This window comes from Novosphingobium sp. fls2-241-R2A-195 (genome assembly GCF_030209485.1).
Lineage (GTDB): Bacteria > Pseudomonadota > Alphaproteobacteria > Sphingomonadales > Sphingomonadaceae > Novosphingobium > Novosphingobium resinovorum.
This window is the reverse complement of the sequence record NZ_JARVRY010000023.1, coordinates 175,798-192,736: the sequence shown is the minus strand read 5'-3', so window position 1 is coordinate 192,736 and position 16,939 is coordinate 175,798. Positions and strand designations below refer to the sequence as shown.

At 65.6% G+C, this 16,939-nt stretch carries 17 protein-coding genes; 14 read left to right on the top strand and 3 right to left on the bottom strand.

Annotated elements, in window-relative coordinates:
* Positions 1–250 precede the first annotated feature (250 nt).
* The 8 genes from QRN25_RS17740 to QRN25_RS17705 all read left to right on the top strand — a co-directional run bounded on the left by QRN25_RS17740 (position 251) and on the right by QRN25_RS17705 (position 5,852).
* Positions 251–1,357, top strand: a complete 1,107-nt coding sequence (locus tag QRN25_RS17740; RefSeq protein ID WP_285020511.1) for a hypothetical protein — start codon at positions 251–253, stop codon at positions 1,355–1,357.
* Positions 1,358–1,541: 184 nt separating this feature from the next.
* The gene (locus QRN25_RS17735) at positions 1,542–1,709 is read left to right on the top strand and encodes a hypothetical protein (RefSeq protein ID WP_285020510.1); all 168 of its coding nucleotides are present in this window, start codon (positions 1,542–1,544) and stop codon (positions 1,707–1,709) included.
* Between the two features lie 24 nt (positions 1,710–1,733).
* Positions 1,734–2,279 (top strand): DUF2975 domain-containing protein, encoded by a 546-nt coding sequence (locus tag QRN25_RS17730; RefSeq protein ID WP_285020509.1) that lies wholly within the window; start codon positions 1,734–1,736, stop codon positions 2,277–2,279.
* On the top strand, positions 2,279–2,506 hold the full coding sequence (locus QRN25_RS17725; RefSeq protein ID WP_285020508.1) for a helix-turn-helix domain-containing protein: 228 nt from the start codon (positions 2,279–2,281) through the stop codon (positions 2,504–2,506). The genes QRN25_RS17730 and QRN25_RS17725 overlap by 1 nt, the downstream gene beginning before the upstream one ends.
* A gap of 83 nt (positions 2,507–2,589) precedes the next feature.
* Positions 2,590–3,756 carry a low temperature requirement protein A gene (locus QRN25_RS17720; protein ID WP_285020507.1) on the top strand — a complete coding sequence of 389 codons (1,167 nt, stop codon included), beginning with the start codon at positions 2,590–2,592 and terminating at the stop codon, positions 3,754–3,756.
* Between the two features lie 310 nt (positions 3,757–4,066).
* Positions 4,067–4,579 carry a 50S ribosomal protein L10 gene (gene rplJ, locus QRN25_RS17715; protein WP_008829398.1) on the top strand — a complete coding sequence of 171 codons (513 nt, stop codon included), beginning with the start codon at positions 4,067–4,069 and terminating at the stop codon, positions 4,577–4,579.
* A gap of 144 nt (positions 4,580–4,723) precedes the next feature.
* Positions 4,724–5,098: a 50S ribosomal protein L7/L12 gene (rplL, locus tag QRN25_RS17710; RefSeq protein WP_008829397.1), complete on the top strand. Its 375-nt coding sequence runs from the start codon at positions 4,724–4,726 to the stop codon at positions 5,096–5,098.
* A gap of 151 nt (positions 5,099–5,249) precedes the next feature.
* Positions 5,250–5,852 carry a hypothetical protein gene (locus QRN25_RS17705; protein ID WP_285020506.1) on the top strand — a complete coding sequence of 201 codons (603 nt, stop codon included), beginning with the start codon at positions 5,250–5,252 and terminating at the stop codon, positions 5,850–5,852.
* Between the two features lie 100 nt (positions 5,853–5,952).
* Here the strand turns inward: QRN25_RS17705 and QRN25_RS17700 are convergent, their stop codons facing one another.
* Complete coding sequence (locus tag QRN25_RS17700; protein ID WP_285020505.1) at positions 5,953–6,387, bottom strand: nuclear transport factor 2 family protein; 435 nt, start codon at positions 6,385–6,387, stop codon at positions 5,953–5,955.
* Positions 6,384–6,815 carry a c-type cytochrome gene (locus tag QRN25_RS17695; RefSeq protein WP_285020504.1) on the bottom strand — a complete coding sequence of 144 codons (432 nt, stop codon included), beginning with the start codon at positions 6,813–6,815 and terminating at the stop codon, positions 6,384–6,386. Before QRN25_RS17695 ends, QRN25_RS17700 begins: the two co-directional genes overlap by 4 nt.
* Before the next feature lie 88 nt (positions 6,816–6,903).
* Here QRN25_RS17695 and QRN25_RS17690 point away from each other — a divergent pair, with 88 nt between their 5' ends.
* The 4 genes from QRN25_RS17690 to QRN25_RS17675 all read left to right on the top strand — a co-directional run bounded on the left by QRN25_RS17690 (position 6,904) and on the right by QRN25_RS17675 (position 11,856).
* Positions 6,904–8,322, top strand: a complete 1,419-nt coding sequence (locus QRN25_RS17690; RefSeq protein ID WP_285020536.1) for an MATE family efflux transporter — start codon at positions 6,904–6,906, stop codon at positions 8,320–8,322.
* Positions 8,323–8,496: 174 nt separating this feature from the next.
* The gene (gene groES / locus QRN25_RS17685) at positions 8,497–8,784 is read left to right on the top strand and encodes a co-chaperone GroES (protein WP_285020503.1); all 288 of its coding nucleotides are present in this window, start codon (positions 8,497–8,499) and stop codon (positions 8,782–8,784) included.
* Between the two features lie 39 nt (positions 8,785–8,823).
* Positions 8,824–10,467, top strand: coding sequence for a chaperonin GroEL (gene groL / locus QRN25_RS17680; protein WP_285020502.1), 1,644 nt, complete (start codon positions 8,824–8,826; stop codon positions 10,465–10,467).
* 327 nt (positions 10,468–10,794) lie between these two features.
* Positions 10,795–11,856: a serine hydrolase gene (locus tag QRN25_RS17675; protein WP_285020501.1), complete on the top strand. Its 1,062-nt coding sequence runs from the start codon at positions 10,795–10,797 to the stop codon at positions 11,854–11,856.
* Between the two features lie 129 nt (positions 11,857–11,985).
* Here the strand turns inward: QRN25_RS17675 and QRN25_RS17670 are convergent, their stop codons facing one another.
* Entirely contained in the window at positions 11,986–12,312 is a 327-nt protein-coding gene (locus QRN25_RS17670; RefSeq protein ID WP_285020500.1) for a hypothetical protein, read from the bottom strand.
* Between the two features lie 279 nt (positions 12,313–12,591).
* On the opposite strand from QRN25_RS17670, the gene polA reads away from it, so the two are divergent.
* Both polA and QRN25_RS17660 read left to right on the top strand, forming a co-directional pair.
* Positions 12,592–15,435, top strand: coding sequence for a DNA polymerase I (gene polA, locus QRN25_RS17665; protein WP_285020499.1), 2,844 nt, complete (start codon positions 12,592–12,594; stop codon positions 15,433–15,435).
* Between the two features lie 194 nt (positions 15,436–15,629).
* Positions 15,630–16,784 carry a mechanosensitive ion channel family protein gene (locus tag QRN25_RS17660; protein WP_271182453.1) on the top strand — a complete coding sequence of 385 codons (1,155 nt, stop codon included), beginning with the start codon at positions 15,630–15,632 and terminating at the stop codon, positions 16,782–16,784.
* Positions 16,785–16,939: the final 155 nt, after the last annotated feature.

Here is a 16,939-nt window from a genome sequence, read left to right as displayed (position 1 = left end):
CGCCTCCTTCCCGGGCATGTCCCCGCGCATGGACATGCCTTGCTCGAAGCGATCGAGCGAGGCCGTCCTATAGGAGCCGGGGTGCGGGGTGTCAAACGGCGTGAGAGGACGAATGCCATTAATCTGGCGTAAATCCGCAAAAAACCGTGTTCTCGCCGATAGCTTCAACTCATCGCAGGGTACGGGTCGGCCCGTCCCGTATTCCGCACTTGCGAAAGGACTTTTGCACAGGGCGCGCATTGTTTCTGGTATGATACACTTTGCCGTCCCCCGCTCGCCCAGCGCACTGACCGCGATCGCCGCTGTCCTCGCGCTTTCCGCAATCCCCGCCGCTGCGCAGGAAGTGCAGGCCCCCGTGACGACGCCTTCTCTGTCGCTGCCGCAGGAGGCTACTGCCACGCCGCCAGCCAGCGCACCGGCGACGGCGCCCACCGTCGCGCTGCCGCCCGAAGCGTCCGCGCCGCTCAATGTGCCCACCGACACGGCGACCACGGCGGGTACGGCACCGACCTCGGTGACGCCGCCCCAGCAGCAGACTGTCGTCTTGCCGGACGTGCCGCCGCCCGCCGCTCCCGATGAGGCGGCAGCCGAACCGTCGAGCGCGGCGGCGCAGACGCGCAGCACGAACCGCGCTTCCGCCGCCCCGCGCGCCGAACGTGCCGCGCCGGTGCAGCCAACTGTCCCGACCGCTCAGGATAACGGCACTGCAGGCGATGGCACGCTGGCTCAAGGTTCCGTTCCGCCTGCATCTCCGGCTCCCGCGCGCGCTGAAGTTCCGCCGCCTGCCGCCCAGCCAGCGTCGCCGACTACCGACGGCGATGGCTTCCCGGTGGCCGAAGTCGCCGGCATTCTTGCCGCGCTTGGCGTGGCGGGCGTGGGCATCGCCGCGATGCGCCGCCGTCGCTCCGATCCTATCTACGAGGAGGTTGAGAATGTGCCCGAGCCGCTTGAGCCGGTGGGCGCGCTCGAACCGGTTCCCGCCCCCGCGCCGGCGGTCGAAGCGGTGAAGCCTGCAGTCGCCGAGCCCATCGTTGCCGAACCCGCTCCGGTGCAGCGTGATCGCGTGATCGCGGGCAATTCGGCCACGGCGATCCTTGCAGCCTCGCCGCTGCCGCAGACGGCAGAGGAGCGCTACGAACTGCTCGACGCCATGGCCGCCGCCGAGCCTGACGAGGGGAACCCGTTCACCTCGCGCAAGGGCCGCCTGCGCCGCGCGCGTCTTCAGTTGCAGCATCGCGAGAGCCTGGAAGCCGAGGGCAAGGCTGGAAACCGCTTCGACTTCCGCACCTACAGGCCGTCGATCAAGACTCCCGGGGCCTCCACCCCTGCAACCAACCGGGAGCTTACCGACGCCTGACCGGCCCGGCCCGCCGGTTGTCACGCCCGGCGACATGGTCGAGCCCCAACGGGGGCGGCTCCAGACCGGAGCCGCCCCTTTTTTGCGCGCCAACGGCAACATATCGTTTTTCGATATTATTGATTGACGATATGCAGAATTGGATTTATTGAATTTCGATATCAAGCATATCGGAGAACGAACAATGATCCGTCCTGACACGCCCCGGATGGCACCGCCTCTGCTCTCGCTGCTCCTTGCCACGCTCTTCCTGGCAGGCTTCTGGCTCCCCACCGTCACGGCCCCCGCGGAAGCATCGGCCCACGGGCAAGTGATCGTCATCGGAGCGCGGGTCGTCCCCGCGCTCATGTGATCCGGACGGGAAGGAAACCAGACGATGAACACGATCACCCGTGACCCGCTCCTCGCCATCGCCAAGGGCGTTCTATGGTTCCTCATGGCGGTCTTGGCGCTCGGCATGGGCGCGAGCCTGCTGGCGGCGCCTCTGCTGGCGATCTTCCACGGACCCGCAAGCACCGCGCTGGCAGAGCATCTGGAGGGCGTGCCGACTGGACCGTTCCTCTGGGCAATCGCGGGCATCCTGCTGCTGGCGGCACTGCTCTGCGCCTTGCTGCTGCGCCTGTTCCAGCTCCTCAAGCGCATCGTCGATACGGTTGGCGAAGGCGATCCCTTCGTGCCCGACAACGCCTCGCGCCTCACGCAGATGGCCTGGCTGACGCTCGCGGTGCAGTTGGTCGGCCTGCCGATGTCCGGCATCGGCGCGTGGATCAACGCGCTCACCAAGGGCCAGGGCCATACCGACCTGGAAGTGATCGGCGGCGTCGACGGCAACGGCCTGCTGCTCATGCTGATCCTGTTCATTCTCGCCCGCGTCTTCCGCAAGGGCGCCCAGATGCGTGCCGACCTCGAAGGGATGGTGTGATGGGCGACGAAACGGAAGGCACGAACATCGTGGTCAAGCTCGACGACCTGCTCCACGCCCGCCGGATGACGCTGACCGAACTGGCCGAGCGGATCGGCATCACCCTCGCCAACCTCTCGATCCTCAAGACCGGCAAAGCCAAGGCGATCCGCTTCTCCACGCTGGAGGCGATCTGCCGCGAACTCGGCTGCCAGCCGGGCGATCTGCTGGGCTACGATGCGCCCTGAACCCGGGGCCACGGCGGGCCTTGCCGCCCCGGTGGTCTCGCCTCTAAGGTCATCGACCAAACAGCAGGGGCCCCGCCGCACAGATGACCAAGACCCGTAGCTGGCGCCCTTTCGGCGCCCGCGACCCGCACGAGGCGCACCGCGTCTCCACGCCGCTCGAACTGCTGTTCGACCTCGTCATTGTCATCGCCGTGGCCAGCGCCGCCGAGGGGCTGCACCATGCGGTGGCTGCAGGCCACGCGGCGATGGGCTTGACGACGTTTGCGATGACCTTCTTCGCGACGTGGTGGGCCTGGATGAATTTCACTTGGTTCGCCTCGGCCTACGACAGCGACGGGCCGGTCTATCGCCTCATTACTTGCGTCATCATGGCGGGGGCACTGGCCGTGGCGGCCGGGGTTCCACGCGTCTTCGCGGGCGGCAGCCTGACGCTGGTGATCGTCGGCTACATCGTCATGCGCGCGGCGATGGTGGCATTCTGGCTGATCGCCGCGCGCTCCGACCCGCGTCACCGGGCAACGGCGGTGAGCTATGCGTTCGGGATCGCGGTGACGCAGCTGTACTGGACGCTCGCGCTGCTGGTGCTGCGCCCGGGCGAGTTCGGCGCGGTGGCGGGGCTGTTCGCGCTAGGGGCGCTGATGGAGATGGCCGTTCCCGTCATCGCCGAAGCGCGCGGCAAGACGCCCTGGCACCACCACCACGTTGCCGAGCGGCATGGGCTGTTCGTCATCATCGTGCTGGGCGAGGTGCTCCTTTCCAGCGCGGCGGCCTTCACATACGCGGATGCTCCGGGAGGGCATCCCGCCGAACTCATCGTCCTCGCCCTGTCGGCCTTGGCGATCACGTTCGCGATGTGGTGGCTCTATTTCTCGCAGGAAGGCCCGCTCGATCAGGAGCGCTTTTCCAGTTCGTTCAACTGGAGCTACGCTCATGCGCTGATATACGCAGGCGGCGCCGCAACTGGGGCGGGCTTTGCGGTCGCCATCGACAATGCCGCAGGGCAGGGCCACCACGCCCCCATGCTGGCGAGCAACCTTGCCGTCGCAGTACCGTTGGCGGTCTACATGGTGGCGCTGTGGTTCGTGCGCGACCGGCTGGTGTTGACGGGACCTTGGCGTCACGGCTTGCTCGCCTTCGCGGCTGCGGCGATCGCGGCGGGGCACCTCGGGCACGGGGCGCTGCCCGCGATGGCGCTCATCACCATCCTCGCCGTCGTCGCCCGCAGCCAGGTACAATGCCGCCAATCCTGACCGTCCGGCCTTGACTCAGAACCGCCAATCCGCCATTGGCCCGCTCCGACTGATGGGGTGATTCCCGTCTGTCATCCGTCCGAGACCGCTGCTGAGGGTTCCCCTCTTAATTCGCAGCCTAGACGGGGACAAGGAAATCACCCGGCCCCACTCCTTCAAGCGTGGTGTCAATATCGTGTTTCGACCAAAGGTCATGCACGAGAACTCCTTCCCCTTCGACGGACTCGCCCGAGGTGCTGCAAGCGCCCCGGACAATACGTAGCCGGCTACGAGGGGTTCGCCTTTCGTGGCCATTGTGAAGGAGTATGGCATGGATCGTTCGCAGAAAGCCGAATCGGTCGCCTCGCTCAACGCGGTTTTCGCAGAGGCCGGCGCGGTGGTAGTCACCCGCAACCTCGGCATGTCGGTGGCCCAGTCCACTGCCCTGCGCGGAAAGATGCGTGATGCGGGCGCGACCTACAAGGTTGCGAAGAACCGTCTTGCCAAGCTTGCCATCGCGGACACCGACTACGTCGGTATCGGCGACTTCCTGACCGGCCCCACGGGTATCTCCTCTTCGGTGGACCCCGTTGCAGCCGCCAAGGCCGTCGTTGAATTCGCCAAGACGACCGACAAGATCGAGATCGTCGGCGGCGCGATGGGTTCGCAGGTTCTGACCCCCGAAGGTGTCAAGGCTCTCGCCTCGATGCCCTCGCTCGACGAACTGCGCGCCAAGCTCATCGGCCTCGTTCAGGCTCCGGCGACGAAGATCGCCCAGCTGCAGACCGCTCCGGCGGCCAAGCTGGCTCGCGTTTTCGCTGCCTACGCCGACAAGGCTGCCTGAGCGCTCGCCCCAAGCGATTTCCAGCCGGGCCCGCCCGGCGACTCGGAAATCGCGTAAGGCCAAGCTTAAGCAGAACGTTTCTTACGATTTATTCCGCCGCCGGGCATGAGGCCCACGGTGGACCACAGATCAGGAGTTATAATCATGGCCGATATCGCCAAGCTTGTTGAAGAACTGTCGCAGCTCACCGTTCTGGAAGCCGCCGACCTCGCCAAGGCTCTCGAAGAAGCATGGGGCGTCAGCGCCGCTGCTGCTGTCGCAGTTGCCCCGGCTGCTGGTGGCGCCGCTGCCGAAGCCGTTGAAGAGAAGACCGAATTCGACGTGATCCTCACCGGCGACGGTGGCAAGAAGATCAACGTCATCAAGGAAGTCCGCGCGATCACCGGTCTGGGCCTGGCTGAAGCCAAGGCTCTCGTCGAAGGCGCTCCCAAGGCCGTCAAGGAAGGCGCGACCAAGGCTGAAGCCGAAGAAATCAAGAAGAAGATCGAAGAAGCCGGCGGCACCGTCGAGCTCAAGTAATCTTCTTCCTGGTTCGTCCGGGCAGATAACGGAAAGGGCGGTGCCGCAAGGCGCCGCCCTTTTTGCGTTCCGGTTCCGTAATCCTGCGTTCAGCTTCGGGAAGGCAGCTTCGCATCCGCAAAGGGTCGAGTCACGAAGGAGAACATCCCCAATGCGAATGCCCCCCAGGAAATATCTCGTCGGCGCTGCCGTGCTCGCCCTGCTTGGCGCCGGAGTGGCGGAGGCCGCCAGCGCGCAGTTGCATACGATGAAGGTCGATGCGCCCGACGGCACCGTCGTCCACGTCCAGTACACCGGCGACGTTGCGCCCAAGGTGCAGTTCGTGCCCGCCGATGTCATGCAGCAGGCGGACATGCCGGTCATGGCCGATCCTTTTGCGCACATGGACCAGATCTCCGCGATGATGGACGCGCAGATGAACGCCATGATGCAGCGCGCGGCACTCATGCAGCAGCAGGCGGCCCGTATGCAGCAGCAAGTGACGGCGGCGAGCGCGGACGGTGCTGCGACGCCGGGTCTCACGATGGTCGGCGACATGCCCAAGGGCGCGCATGTGACGTATTATTCGTCGAGCACCGATGCCAGCGGTTGCACGCGCTCGGTTTCCTACAGCTCGGACGGATCGGGCGCACAGCCGAAGATGACGCAGGCCGCGTCCGATGGCTGCGATGCGGCGAAGGCACCCTCACAGGCCATTCCGGCCAAGGCGGAGGCTCCGGCCGAGCAGGCCCCGCCGCCCGGACGCAAGGTCTGACCTGATCTCGTACCCCCGCGACGTTCCGGTCCCTGGACGTCGACCGACAGGCCCTTGCGCAACTATACGCGCAAGGGCTCTTTCGTTGGCAATCGGTCGGTCAGCGCCGGTGGAGTACGCTCGCCGGGCTGATCCACAGCGTGCGCGGGCGGCGACGGGCGATGCGCCAGCATCCGTCTTCGCGGCGCAGGTCATCGCGGTAGAAGCCGTTGTGATCGAGCCCGGCGGCGCTCGTCACCAGCCAGTAGGTCCGCGCAGCCGCTTCTTTGGAGGTGGTGAATTCGACGTGGCAGGTCGTCAGATGGTGGCTGACGAAACCCGGCGTGCCGTCTGCCGGAGCGGGGATCACTGATGGTCCGCTCATCCACGCGCGAATCGCCTCGCGCCCGCAGATCGTCTCATGCGCCAGTTCCAGAACGCCGTCCGTCGTGAAGCAATCCGCGTAAGCGTCCGCTTTGCACGCATCTCCGGCCTGCGTGCAGCGAGCCAGATGGTGCTGGATTTTTGCAAGGGCAAGAGCTTCGTCGGGCGTCACTTCAGCGTTTCGAGATAGTCGATGATTGCCTTGCGCTTCTGCGCATCGGCGACGGGCAGCACCATCTTCGTGCCGGGGACCATCTTCATCGGCCCCTGCAGCCAGGTATCAAGGCTCTGGCGATCCCAGGTGATCCCCGCGTTCTTCAGCGCCGGGCTGAAGGCATAGCCTTCCACCGCACCTGCCTTCGATCCGACGATGCCATGCAGCGTCGGTCCGATTCCGTTTTGGCCCGGCTCAGTCGAATGGCACGAACGGCAGGTGGCGAAAGCCATCGGCGCCGGGTCGGTCACGGCGGCTGACGCAGCGGTCGGTGATGCCGTTGCGGCCGGGGAGGCGCTGACGGAGGACTGTTCCGGGGCCTTGTCGCCGCACCCCGCGAGTGCGCCGACCAGCGCGAAGGCGCCGAGGATTACGATCTGCTTCATGGGCCTGGGTCATACATCGGCGCCAGCCCGTAAGGCTACCGAGGAAATCGCTTCCCCTTATCCCGACCAGCATCTATCGCCCGCCGCGATGCGGGAGAGAAGCGACAACCACCCCTTGCGCGAGGAATTGCGCGCGACCTTGCGGCTGGCCGGGCCGCTGGCGCTTGCCAATATGTTGCAAATGGCGGTCTTCGCCGTCGACGTGATCTTCGTGGCGCGGCTGGGGCAGGAGGCGCTGGCGGCATCGAGCCTCGCAGTCGCTATTGTCGCAGTGGTGATGATGGGTCTTAACGGCGTGACCGGCGCGGTAGCCCCGCTGATCGCCGCCGAGATCGGACGTCGCCGCAACTCGGTGCGCGAGGTGCGGCGCTCCGCCCGCATGGCATTGTGGCTGGCGCTCGGGCTCGGGCTGGTGGCGGTGGGCATCTGCTTCTTCGGTGAGCAGATTATGCTGCTGACCGGCCAGAATGTTCGTGTCTCGGCGATTTCCGGGCACTTCATCCGCGTGATCTCGCTGGCATTGGTCCCGATGGCGGTGGCCAACGTCTTGCGTACGTTCGTATCCGCCTTGGGGAGGCCGGTCTTCGCGACGGTGATCACCGCGCTGTCGATAGGGGTGAACGCTCTGGGCAACTATGCACTGGTGTTCGGCAACCTCGGCATGCCTGCGCTCGGCCTCACCGGCTCGGCGCTGGCCAGCACGATCACGGCCTGCGTCACCGTACTGGCGTACGTGGTCGCCATCCGGAGTGACCGTAATTTGCGCCGCTTCCATGTGTTCGGGCGTTTCTGGCGGCCGGAATGGCAGCGCCTGCGCCAGATGCTGCGGCTGGGCCTGCCGATCTCGGCGACCCTGATCGCGGAGGGCGGGCTGTTTTCCGGCGCCGCCTTCCTGATGGGACTGGTCGGCGAGGTCGAACTGGCCGCGCACACCGTCGCGCTGCAAATCGCCGCCTTCGCCTTCCAGGTGCCTTTCGGCATCGGCCAGGCCGCGACGATCCGCGTCGGCTATCACTACGGCGCCGGCGACCGTGACGCGATCGCGCGCGCGGGATGGGTGGCGATCGCGATCGGCCTCGGCTTCGTCGGGCTGTCCGCGCTGGCGATGCTGCTGATTCCGCGTACGATCATCTCCGCCTATGTCGACGTGTCCGCACCTGCCAATGCGGCACTGGTCGCGCTGGCGGTGCAGTATCTCTTCATCGCCGCGATATTCCAGTTGACCGACGGCGTGCAGGCGATCGCCGCTGGCGTGCTGCGCGGTGTGCAGGACACACGGATTCCCGCGCTTATCGCCATCGTCGGCTATTGGCTGGCAGGCTTCGCGACCTCGGTTGTGCTGGGCCTCTTCACGCCGCTCAAGGGCGTGGGCGTGTGGATCGGCCTCGCGGTCGGGCTGACGGTCGCGGCGATCCTGCTGCTCGGTCGCTGGCACTGGCGCGATCGATTCGGCCTTGTGCCCGAACGGTCGATGCCTATCTCTGCACCGACTGTCGCACTGTCATAGAGCGATCATCTGCCAGGCGCACCAGTTCGCCGCGAAGTTGAACGGCAGATAAATTTTTCTGCGAAATCCCCATTGACGGCCCCACGGCACCGGACCATATCTCCGCCGTTGGCACTCTCCTTCACCGAGTGCCAAGCCCAGTTTTATATTTCGTTGGATCTAGGGAGACACCCAATGACTTTCCGCCCGCTGCACGACCGTGTTCTCGTGCGCCGCGTTGAAGCCGAGGAAAAGACCGCCGGCGGCATCATCATCCCCGATAGCGCCAAGGAAAAGCCCGCTGAAGGCGAAATCGTCTCGGTCGGTTCGGGCGCTCGCGCCGAGAACGGCACGATCACCCCGCTCGACGTCAAGATCGGCGACCGCGTCCTGTTCGGCAAGTGGTCGGGCACCGAAGTCAAGGTCGGCGGCGAAGACCTGCTGATCATGAAGGAATCGGACATCCTCGGCGTCATCGCCTGAGCATCCGACCTACCATCTGTTTTTTGAAGGAATTCTAAAATGGCAGCCAAGGACGTAAAGTTCGGCCGTGACGCCCGCGAGCGCATTCTCGCCGGTGTCGACACCCTCGCCAACGCCGTCAAGGTGACCCTGGGCCCCAAGGGCCGCAATGTTGTCATCGAGAAGAGCTTCGGCGCGCCCCGCATCACCAAGGACGGTGTGTCGGTCGCCAAGGAGATCGAACTCAAGGACAAGTACGAGAACATGGGCGCGCAGATGCTGCGCGAAGTGGCCTCGAAGGCGAACGACAAGGCCGGTGACGGCACCACCACCGCGACCGTTCTCGCCCAGGCGATCGTGCGCGAAGGCATGAAGTCGGTTGCCGCCGGCACCAACCCGATGGACCTGAAGCGCGGCATCGACCTCGCCGTCCTCAAGGTCGTCGAAAACCTCAAGGCGCGTTCGACCCCGGTTGCCGGTTCGTCGGAAATCGCCCAGGTCGGCATCATCTCCGCCAACGGTGACGTGGAAGTCGGCGAGAAGATCGCCGAAGCCATGGAGCGCGTCGGCAAGGAAGGCGTGATTACGGTCGAAGAGGCTAAGGGTCTCGAATTCGAACTCGACGTCGTCGAAGGCATGCAGTTCGACCGTGGCTACCTCTCGCCCTACTTCGTCACCAACCCCGAGAAGATGACGGTCGAACTCGAAAACCCGTACATCCTCATCCACGAGAAGAAGCTGTCGTCGCTGCAGGCGCTGCTTCCGATCCTGGAAGCCGTGGTGCAGTCGGGCCGTCCGCTCCTCATCATCGCCGAGGACATCGAGGGTGAGGCTCTGGCCACGCTGGTCGTCAACAAGCTGCGCGGCGGCCTGAAGATCGCTGCCGTCAAGGCTCCGGGCTTCGGCGATCGCCGCAAGGCCATGCTGGGCGACATCGCCACGCTGACCGCCGGCGAGATGATCTCGGAAGACCTCGGCATCAAGCTCGAGACCGTGACCCTGGGGATGCTGGGCCAAGCCAAGAAGGTCACCATCGACAAGGACAACACCACGATCGTCGACGGCGCCGGTTCGGCCGAAGACATCAAGGGCCGCGTCGAGCAGATCCGCGCGCAGATCGAAGTCACCACTTCGGACTACGACCGCGAGAAGCTGCAGGAGCGCCTTGCAAAGCTGGCCGGCGGCGTCGCCGTCATCAAGGTTGGCGGTGCGACCGAAGTCGAGGTGAAGGAGCGCAAGGACCGCGTCGACGACGCGCTGCACGCGACTCGCGCTGCCGTTGAAGAAGGTATCGTCCCCGGTGGCGGCACCGCGCTGCTCTACGCAACCCGCGCGCTCGAAGGCCTCAAGGGTGCCAACGAAGACCAGACCCGCGGCGTCGACATCGTCCGCAAGGCGATCACCGCGCCGGTCAAGCAGATCGCCGAGAACGCTGGTAGCGACGGCGCCGTCGTCGCTGGCAAGCTGCTCGACCAGACGGACGAAGGCATCGGCTTCAACGCCGCCACCGACGTTTACGAGAACCTGAAGGCCGCCGGCGTCATCGACCCCACCAAGGTCGTGCGCACCGCGCTGCAGGATGCCTCGTCGGTTGCTGGTCTGCTCATCACGACCGAAGCCGGTATCGTCGAGCGCGCCGACGACAAGCCTGCAATGCCTGCCATGCCCGGCGGCATGGGCGGCATGGGTGACATGGGCTTCTGATGAAGCCCTGACCCAGCGTCAGCACATCGAACGGGCCGGGAGAGCGATCTCCCGGCCCTTTTGTTTGTCTGGCGAGGCTTCGCCGCGCCCGGCCTTGCGAAAAGCGCAGGGTGAGCGGACGTCGCGTAAACTTCTCATCCGGCTCAGGCTGAGCTTGTCGAAGCCGCCGAAGGCCTAGGCTGCGTAAACTTCGTTCATCTGCGTGAAAGGAAAGTGCGCATTTGGGAAATCGCCGCACGTCCAATGCAACTCATCGCTGGACTCTGGCGTTTCGTCGCTGGAACGTTAACCGTTTGGGAATATGGACGAAGGTAGGGTGTGGGCTGCATGACCGGGGCAGACCGACTTTTCGCGCGGTGCCGTAAGGGCGCCGGACGCTTTTTCGCTGCTGCGACGATGCTCGCGGCCGTAACATCGCCGCATGGCGCGCAGGCAGAGCAGATCGATCCGCTCACCCGTCCGACCGAGCAGGTGGTGCAGGTCCAGAACAGCTTCGACGATATTTTCGGCACCGACCAGCGCGGGCCGCGTACCTACAATTCGCCGTTCGGCCAGCAGCTTGCAGCCGTCGCCAATGCCTCGCAGGGCCGCATCGGCGTCGCCGCGATGGACCTCGCCAGCGGCCGCATGGTCGACGTGCTGGGCGACCAGCGCTTCCCGATGGCCAGCACCAGCAAGATCGCCATCGCCGCGACTTTCCTGGAAGGGGTGGACAAGGGCAAGTGGAGCCTGTCGAGCGAGTTTCCGCTGATGGTTCCGGTCGGCTCGGCGCCGTTCTCCAGCGCGATCGCACCGGTGCGGCCGGGTGAGTACATGTCTGCCACGCGCCTGATCGAGCTGATGATCACGCGCTCCAACAACTACGCGACCGACGCACTGCTGAAGGTCATCGGCGGTCCCAAGGCGGTCAACGCCTGGATTCAGCGCGCCGGGATCGACGACTGGCACATCGACCGCGACATCGCGACGCTGGTGCGCGACGACGGCGCTATCGATCCCGCCCGCGTCGTCGACAAGCGCGACAGCGCCACGCCCAAGGCCATGGTGAACCTGCTTTCGGGCATCTACCAGGGCAAGTGGCTGAGCCCGTCGAGCCGCAACGTCCTGCTCGGCGCGATGAGCCGCTGCCTGACCGGCAAGCGCCGCATTCCGGCCGGACTGCCTGCGGGGGTGGAGGTGTCCCACAAGACCGGCTCGCTCAACAATACCTCGAGCGATGTCGGCATCATCCAGACGCCCGATGGCCGGGTCTTCGCGGTTGCGATCTACGTGACCGGGCAGGGCGGTCGCCCCGGCCGCGAGACGCGCATCGCCAACATCGCGCGCACGATCTACAACGGCTATCAGGCCGAAGGCCCGAACTACCCGCGCAGCGCCTCGGCGCGCTGAGACCGTTCACGGCGTCATTGCTTCGCTAGGCTTGTAATGACCGGCTATGGGCGCGACCGATGTGTCCACAGCGAAGGACACAAAAAAGGGGCCGTGAGGCCCCTTTTCCGTTTCGGTGATCTCAAAGGATCAGTTGGTATGCGGATTGCCGTCGGTGTGATCGTCGAGTTCCTTGGCGACGTCGTTCGCGGCCTTCTCGGCGTCGGCGGCGATGTCGTCGGTGGTCTTCTCGGCGCTCTTGGCTGCGTCCTTGGCGGCGTCGGCGGTGTCGTTGGCCGCCTGCGATGCGGTGGCGCCAGCATTGCTGAGCGCATCACCCACGTCCGAGGCGGTGTCGGAGAGGTCGTCGCCGGCCGACGAAGCGGCTTCGCTGGCGGCGTCCTGGGTCTTTTCCGAGCAGGCGGCCAGCGACATGGCGGCCACTGCTGCTGCAGCAACGAAAACGATCTTGCGCATATTCAATCCCTCTTTCTGCGAGTTACCCCGTCGGCGAAAACGCCGCGTGAGCCTCTTCGACGGGCTCAGACCCGTGGTTACGAGGCACACTGCGGCGTTTCAAGCGCTCGGCGAAAACACCTGCGGACATGAACGGTTCCTGTGCGGAGAAGAAATGAGCGTTGCCGGATCATCATCCGATCAGGTTGACTCAGCTGATGGTCCATATGCTCTTGTTTGCCGCATTCTGCGAGCTGTCGGCTGTTCCAGCCGACTTCAGAATGCTCTAGGGGTTGCGGCATGGATTCCAAGCAGCACCTCTATCTCGTCGATGGCTCGGCGTACATCTTCCGCGCCTATCACCGCCTGCCGCCGCTCACTAACCCGGTGGGCACGCCTGTGGGCGCGGTCTACGGCTACACGACGATGCTGTGGAAGCTGGCCGAGGATCTTAACAAGGCCGATGGCCCGACGCATCTGGCGGTGATTCTCGACGCGGGCAGCCATTCGTTCCGCAACGACATCTACGTGGATTACAAGGCCAACCGCCCGCCGCCACCCGAAGATCTGGTCCCGCAGTTTCCGCTGATCCGCGACGCGACGCGCGCCTTCTCGCTGCCTTGCATCGAGGAGCCGGGCCTTGAGGCAGACGACCTCATCGCCTCCTACGCACGCGCCGCCACGGCGAAGGGCTGGGACGTGACGATCGTGTCCTCGGACAAGGATCTCATGCAGCTGGTTGGCAAATGCGGCATCGGCGGCGGCTGCGTCGACATGCTCGACACGATGAAGAACCAGCGCATCGACATTCCCGAAGTGATCGAGAAGTTCGGCGTTCCCCCCGAGAAGGTGGGCGACGTCCTCGCGCTGATGGGTGACGCGGTTGACAATGTCCCCGGCGTCTACGGCGTCGGCCCCAAGACCGCGACCAAGCTGATCCAAGACTACGGCGATCTCGAAAGCGCGCTCGCCGCCGCGCCGGAGATGAAGAAGTCCAAGCTTCAGGAACGCCTGATCGAGCAGGCCGAGCAGGCGCGCCTGTCCAAGGTGCTGGTGACGCTGAAGGAAGACTGCACCCTCCCGATGGCGCTTGACGACTTCAAGCTCGATGCGATCCCGCCCGAGCCGCTGGCGGCATTCCTCTCCACCCACGGCTTCACCAGCCTCCTGAAGCGCCTCGACACCGGCCACGGCAGCCCCGAGCGCGCGACGCAGCTGAACCCGGCGAAGGCGACGATCATAGCCGCCGCCCGCCCGACCGAAGGCGCTGCGCGCCAATCGCTGCCCCAGTGGCCCGCGATCGATCGCGATGCCTACGCGTGCGTGACGACGGAGGCGCAGCTCGACGAGTGGATCGCCAAGGCCTTCGCCGCGCGGCTTGTCGCGGTGGACACCGAGACCTCGATGCTGGACTCGATGCGGGCTGACCTGGCGGGCATCAGCCTCGCGGTCGGGCCGAACGAGGCGTGTTACATCCCGCTTGGCCACGGTGGCAGCGATATGTTCGCGGAGAAGCCCGTTCAGGTATCGCTAGGTGCCGCTGTGTCCCGCCTGAAGCCGCTGCTGGAGAGCGATGCGGTGCTCAAGGTCGGCCAGAACATCAAGTACGACCTCAACGTCTTGGCGCGCCACGGCATCGCGGTGGCGCCGATCGACGATACGATGATCGTCAGCTTCTGCCTCGATGCCGGCCGTCAGATCGAGGGTATTGGCGGCGGCCACGGCATGGACGAGCTTTCGCAGCGCCACCTTGGCCACACCACGATGACTTTCAAGGAAATCTGCGGTACCGGCAAGAAGGCGATCCCCTTCGGCGAAGTTCCGCTCGACCGCGCCACGCAGTACGCCGCCGAGGACGCCGACGTCACCTGGCGGCTGCACTCTGCGCTGAAACCGCGCCTGTCCTATGAAGGCGGAACCCGCATCTACGAGCGCGTCGACCGCCCGCTGATCCCGGTCGTGGCGCAAATGGAGCGCCACGGGGTCAAGGTCGACCGTGAGAAACTGTCCGGTCTTTCCAGCCAGTTCGCCGAGGCGATTGGCGCGCTGGAAAAGGAGATCTTCGAGAAGGTCGGCCAGGGATTCACCATCGGCAGCCCCAAGCAGCTCGGCGACATCCTGTTCGACAAGCTCGGCTACAGGGGCGGCAAGAAGGGCAAGAGCGGCCAGTATTCCACCGACCAGTCGGTGCTCGAAAAGCTGGCCGCCGAGGGCGAGATCGTCGCCACCAAGGTGCTGGAATGGCGCCAACTTTCCAAGCTGCGCTCGACTTACACCGAGGCGCTGCAGGCCGCGATCAACCCGGAGACGGGCCGCGTCCACACCAGCTACAGCCTCGTCGGCGCGCAGACCGGGCGCCTGTCCTCGACGGACCCGAACTTGCAGAACATCCCGATCCGCACCGAGATCGGCCGCCAGATCCGTCACTGCTTCGTCGCCGAGCCGGGCAATGTCCTGCTCGCCGCCGACTATTCGCAGATCGAGCTGCGCCTCGCCGCGCACATGGCCGACGTGCCCAGCCTCAAGGAAGCGTTCGCGGCGAACGAGGACATTCACTCGCGCACGGCGATGGAGATGTTCGGCACGGTCGATCGCGACACGCGCGGGCGGGCCAAGACAATCAACTTTGCGATCCTCTACGGTATCTCGCGCTGGGGCCTCGCGGGGCGTCTGGGCACGTCATCGGACGAGGCGCAGGCGATGATCGACCGTTATTTTGAGCGCTTCCCGGGCATCCAGCGCTACATTCACGAGACGCTGGAGAGCGTGCGCGCCAAGGGTTATTCCGAGACGCTGTTCGGTCGCAAGACGTGGTTCCCGCGCGTCAATTCCAAGAACCAGGCCGAGCGCCAGGGTTCCGAGCGCGCGGCGATCAACGCGCCGATCCAGGGCACCAGCGCCGACATCATCAAGCGGGCGATGGCGCGCATGACCCCGGCGCTGGTCGAGGCGGGCCTGCCGAACGTGCGCATGCTGCTGCAGGTGCACGACGAACTCGTCTTCGAACTGCCCGAGGGCGACGTCGCGGCGGCCTCGCCGGTGATCGAGCGGGTGATGGCGGATGCGGCGCTGCCCGCCGTGACGCTCGACGTGCCGCTGGGGATCGAGATCGGTCACGGCGAGAGCTGGGGCGCGGCGCACTGAGCCTTGCGCCCCGCCTCGGGACCTTCGATAGGCTCAGGCTGAGCGGGTTCAGGGGACGTCCCGTGTCTCGCTCACTCGGGGATAGCCCTTAAACCCCGCTCACCCTGAGCTTCTCGAAGGGCGGGTTCTCGGCGCAACGCCCGCCTGATGCGACCGCCTGCGAAACTGCTGCACTGCAGCATCGTTTGCTCCCCATGATCGACTTCATCGAGAGCCACATCGCGGGCCTTCCGAACTGGGCCGAAAGACCCGTGGTCGCCATCCTCGCCGGGCTGATCGGCGTGGTGCTTGCACTGGTGATCCACGCCGTGCTGTTCCGCGTCCTCGTCCGGGTGGCTCGGGGGAGCACCAGCGATGCGGACGGCCTCGTCGTCAACCGGCTCGAACGGCCTACCCGCTGGGCCTTCGTCTCCATCGGCGTGGTCTTCGCCGCGCGTGAGGCCCCGGCGCTCGATGCGGTGTGGGAGCGCTTCGCCCCCTTCGTCATGCCGCTCCTCACCGGCTGGGTGGCCATCGCGATCTTCCGCGCCTTCATCGAGGCGATGATCCTGCGGGCCGACATCACCGTCGAGAACAACCGCAACGCCCGCCGCCGCCGCACGCGTCTTGGTATCATGAGCCGCCTCGGCACGTTCCTGATCGTGTTCCTGACGATCTCGGGCATGCTCGCCTCGATCCCCGGGGTGAAGGAGATCGGCGTTACCCTGATGGCCTCGGCCGGCCTTGCCGCGCTGGCCGTCGGCGCCGCTGCGCAGCCTGCGCTGAAGGCCCTCATCGCGGGCATCCAGATGGCGATGACCGAGCCGATCTCGATCGACGACGTCATCATCCTCGACGGCGAATGGGGCCGTATCGAGGACATCCGCACGACTTACGTCGTCGTGCGCCTGTGGGACGACCGCCGCCTTGTCGTCCCCTCCAATCGCTTCCTCGAGGATACCTTCCAGAACTGGACCAAGACCACCTCGCAGTTGCTCGGCACCGTGTTCCTGTACCTGGACCAGGGCGTGGACATCGGCCCGATCCGTGAGGAATACACCCGCCAGATCAAGGCCCACCGCCTGTGGGACCAGCGCGCACAGATCCTGCAGGTCACAGACTGCCGCGATGCCACCCTCGAGGTACGCCTGCTGATGAGCGCGCGTGACGGCCCCACCCTGTTTGACCTGCGCTGCGAGATCCGCGAGGGCATGATGGACTGGATCCGCCGTGAGCAGCCCGAGGCCATCGCCCGCCGCCGCCAATTGCACGTCGCGCCAATGGAACTCAGCCCGGCGCCCGCCATGGTCGAGGCGCTGACCGGCAGCATGGCGAACGGCAACGGTAGCGAGTCACGATCGCCCCATTGACCACACCAAAGCGATTCGAACCGAGGCGCTGGGCGGCACGGTGCTCCTTCGTTTGTCGCGCTGTGTAGGCCTTATCGATATATTTCAGCTGTATATCAGCACGCCTGCAACAAATGTGGCGAGCGCGCCACAGCGGTGCCCGCGCGATGCTTTCG

Excerpts from the sequence above, each read along its gene's own strand:
- groES (WP_285020503.1), top strand. The coding sequence starts at position 8,497 with ATGACTTTCCGCCCGCTGCACGACCGTGTTCTCGTGCGCCGCGTTGAA.
- QRN25_RS17670 (WP_285020500.1), bottom strand. The coding sequence starts at position 12,312 with ATGCGCAAGATCGTTTTCGTTGCTGCAGCAGCAGTGGCCGCCATGTCG.
- polA (WP_285020499.1), top strand. The coding sequence starts at position 12,592 with ATGGATTCCAAGCAGCACCTCTATCTCGTCGATGGCTCGGCGTACATC.
- rplL (WP_008829397.1), top strand. The coding sequence starts at position 4,724 with ATGGCCGATATCGCCAAGCTTGTTGAAGAACTGTCGCAGCTCACCGTT.
- groL (WP_285020502.1), top strand. The coding sequence starts at position 8,824 with ATGGCAGCCAAGGACGTAAAGTTCGGCCGTGACGCCCGCGAGCGCATT.
- rplJ (WP_008829398.1), top strand. The coding sequence starts at position 4,067 with ATGGATCGTTCGCAGAAAGCCGAATCGGTCGCCTCGCTCAACGCGGTT.
- QRN25_RS17695 (WP_285020504.1), bottom strand. The coding sequence starts at position 6,815 with ATGAAGCAGATCGTAATCCTCGGCGCCTTCGCGCTGGTCGGCGCACTC.
- QRN25_RS17725 (WP_285020508.1), top strand. The coding sequence starts at position 2,279 with ATGGGCGACGAAACGGAAGGCACGAACATCGTGGTCAAGCTCGACGAC.
- QRN25_RS17735 (WP_285020510.1), top strand. The coding sequence starts at position 1,542 with ATGATCCGTCCTGACACGCCCCGGATGGCACCGCCTCTGCTCTCGCTG.
- QRN25_RS17705 (WP_285020506.1), top strand. The coding sequence starts at position 5,250 with ATGCGAATGCCCCCCAGGAAATATCTCGTCGGCGCTGCCGTGCTCGCC.
- QRN25_RS17675 (WP_285020501.1), top strand. The coding sequence starts at position 10,795 with ATGACCGGGGCAGACCGACTTTTCGCGCGGTGCCGTAAGGGCGCCGGA.
- QRN25_RS17740 (WP_285020511.1), top strand. The coding sequence starts at position 251 with ATGATACACTTTGCCGTCCCCCGCTCGCCCAGCGCACTGACCGCGATC.
- QRN25_RS17730 (WP_285020509.1), top strand. The coding sequence starts at position 1,734 with ATGAACACGATCACCCGTGACCCGCTCCTCGCCATCGCCAAGGGCGTT.
- QRN25_RS17660 (WP_271182453.1), top strand. The coding sequence starts at position 15,630 with ATGATCGACTTCATCGAGAGCCACATCGCGGGCCTTCCGAACTGGGCC.
- QRN25_RS17720 (WP_285020507.1), top strand. The coding sequence starts at position 2,590 with ATGACCAAGACCCGTAGCTGGCGCCCTTTCGGCGCCCGCGACCCGCAC.
- QRN25_RS17690 (WP_285020536.1), top strand. The coding sequence starts at position 6,904 with ATGCGGGAGAGAAGCGACAACCACCCCTTGCGCGAGGAATTGCGCGCG.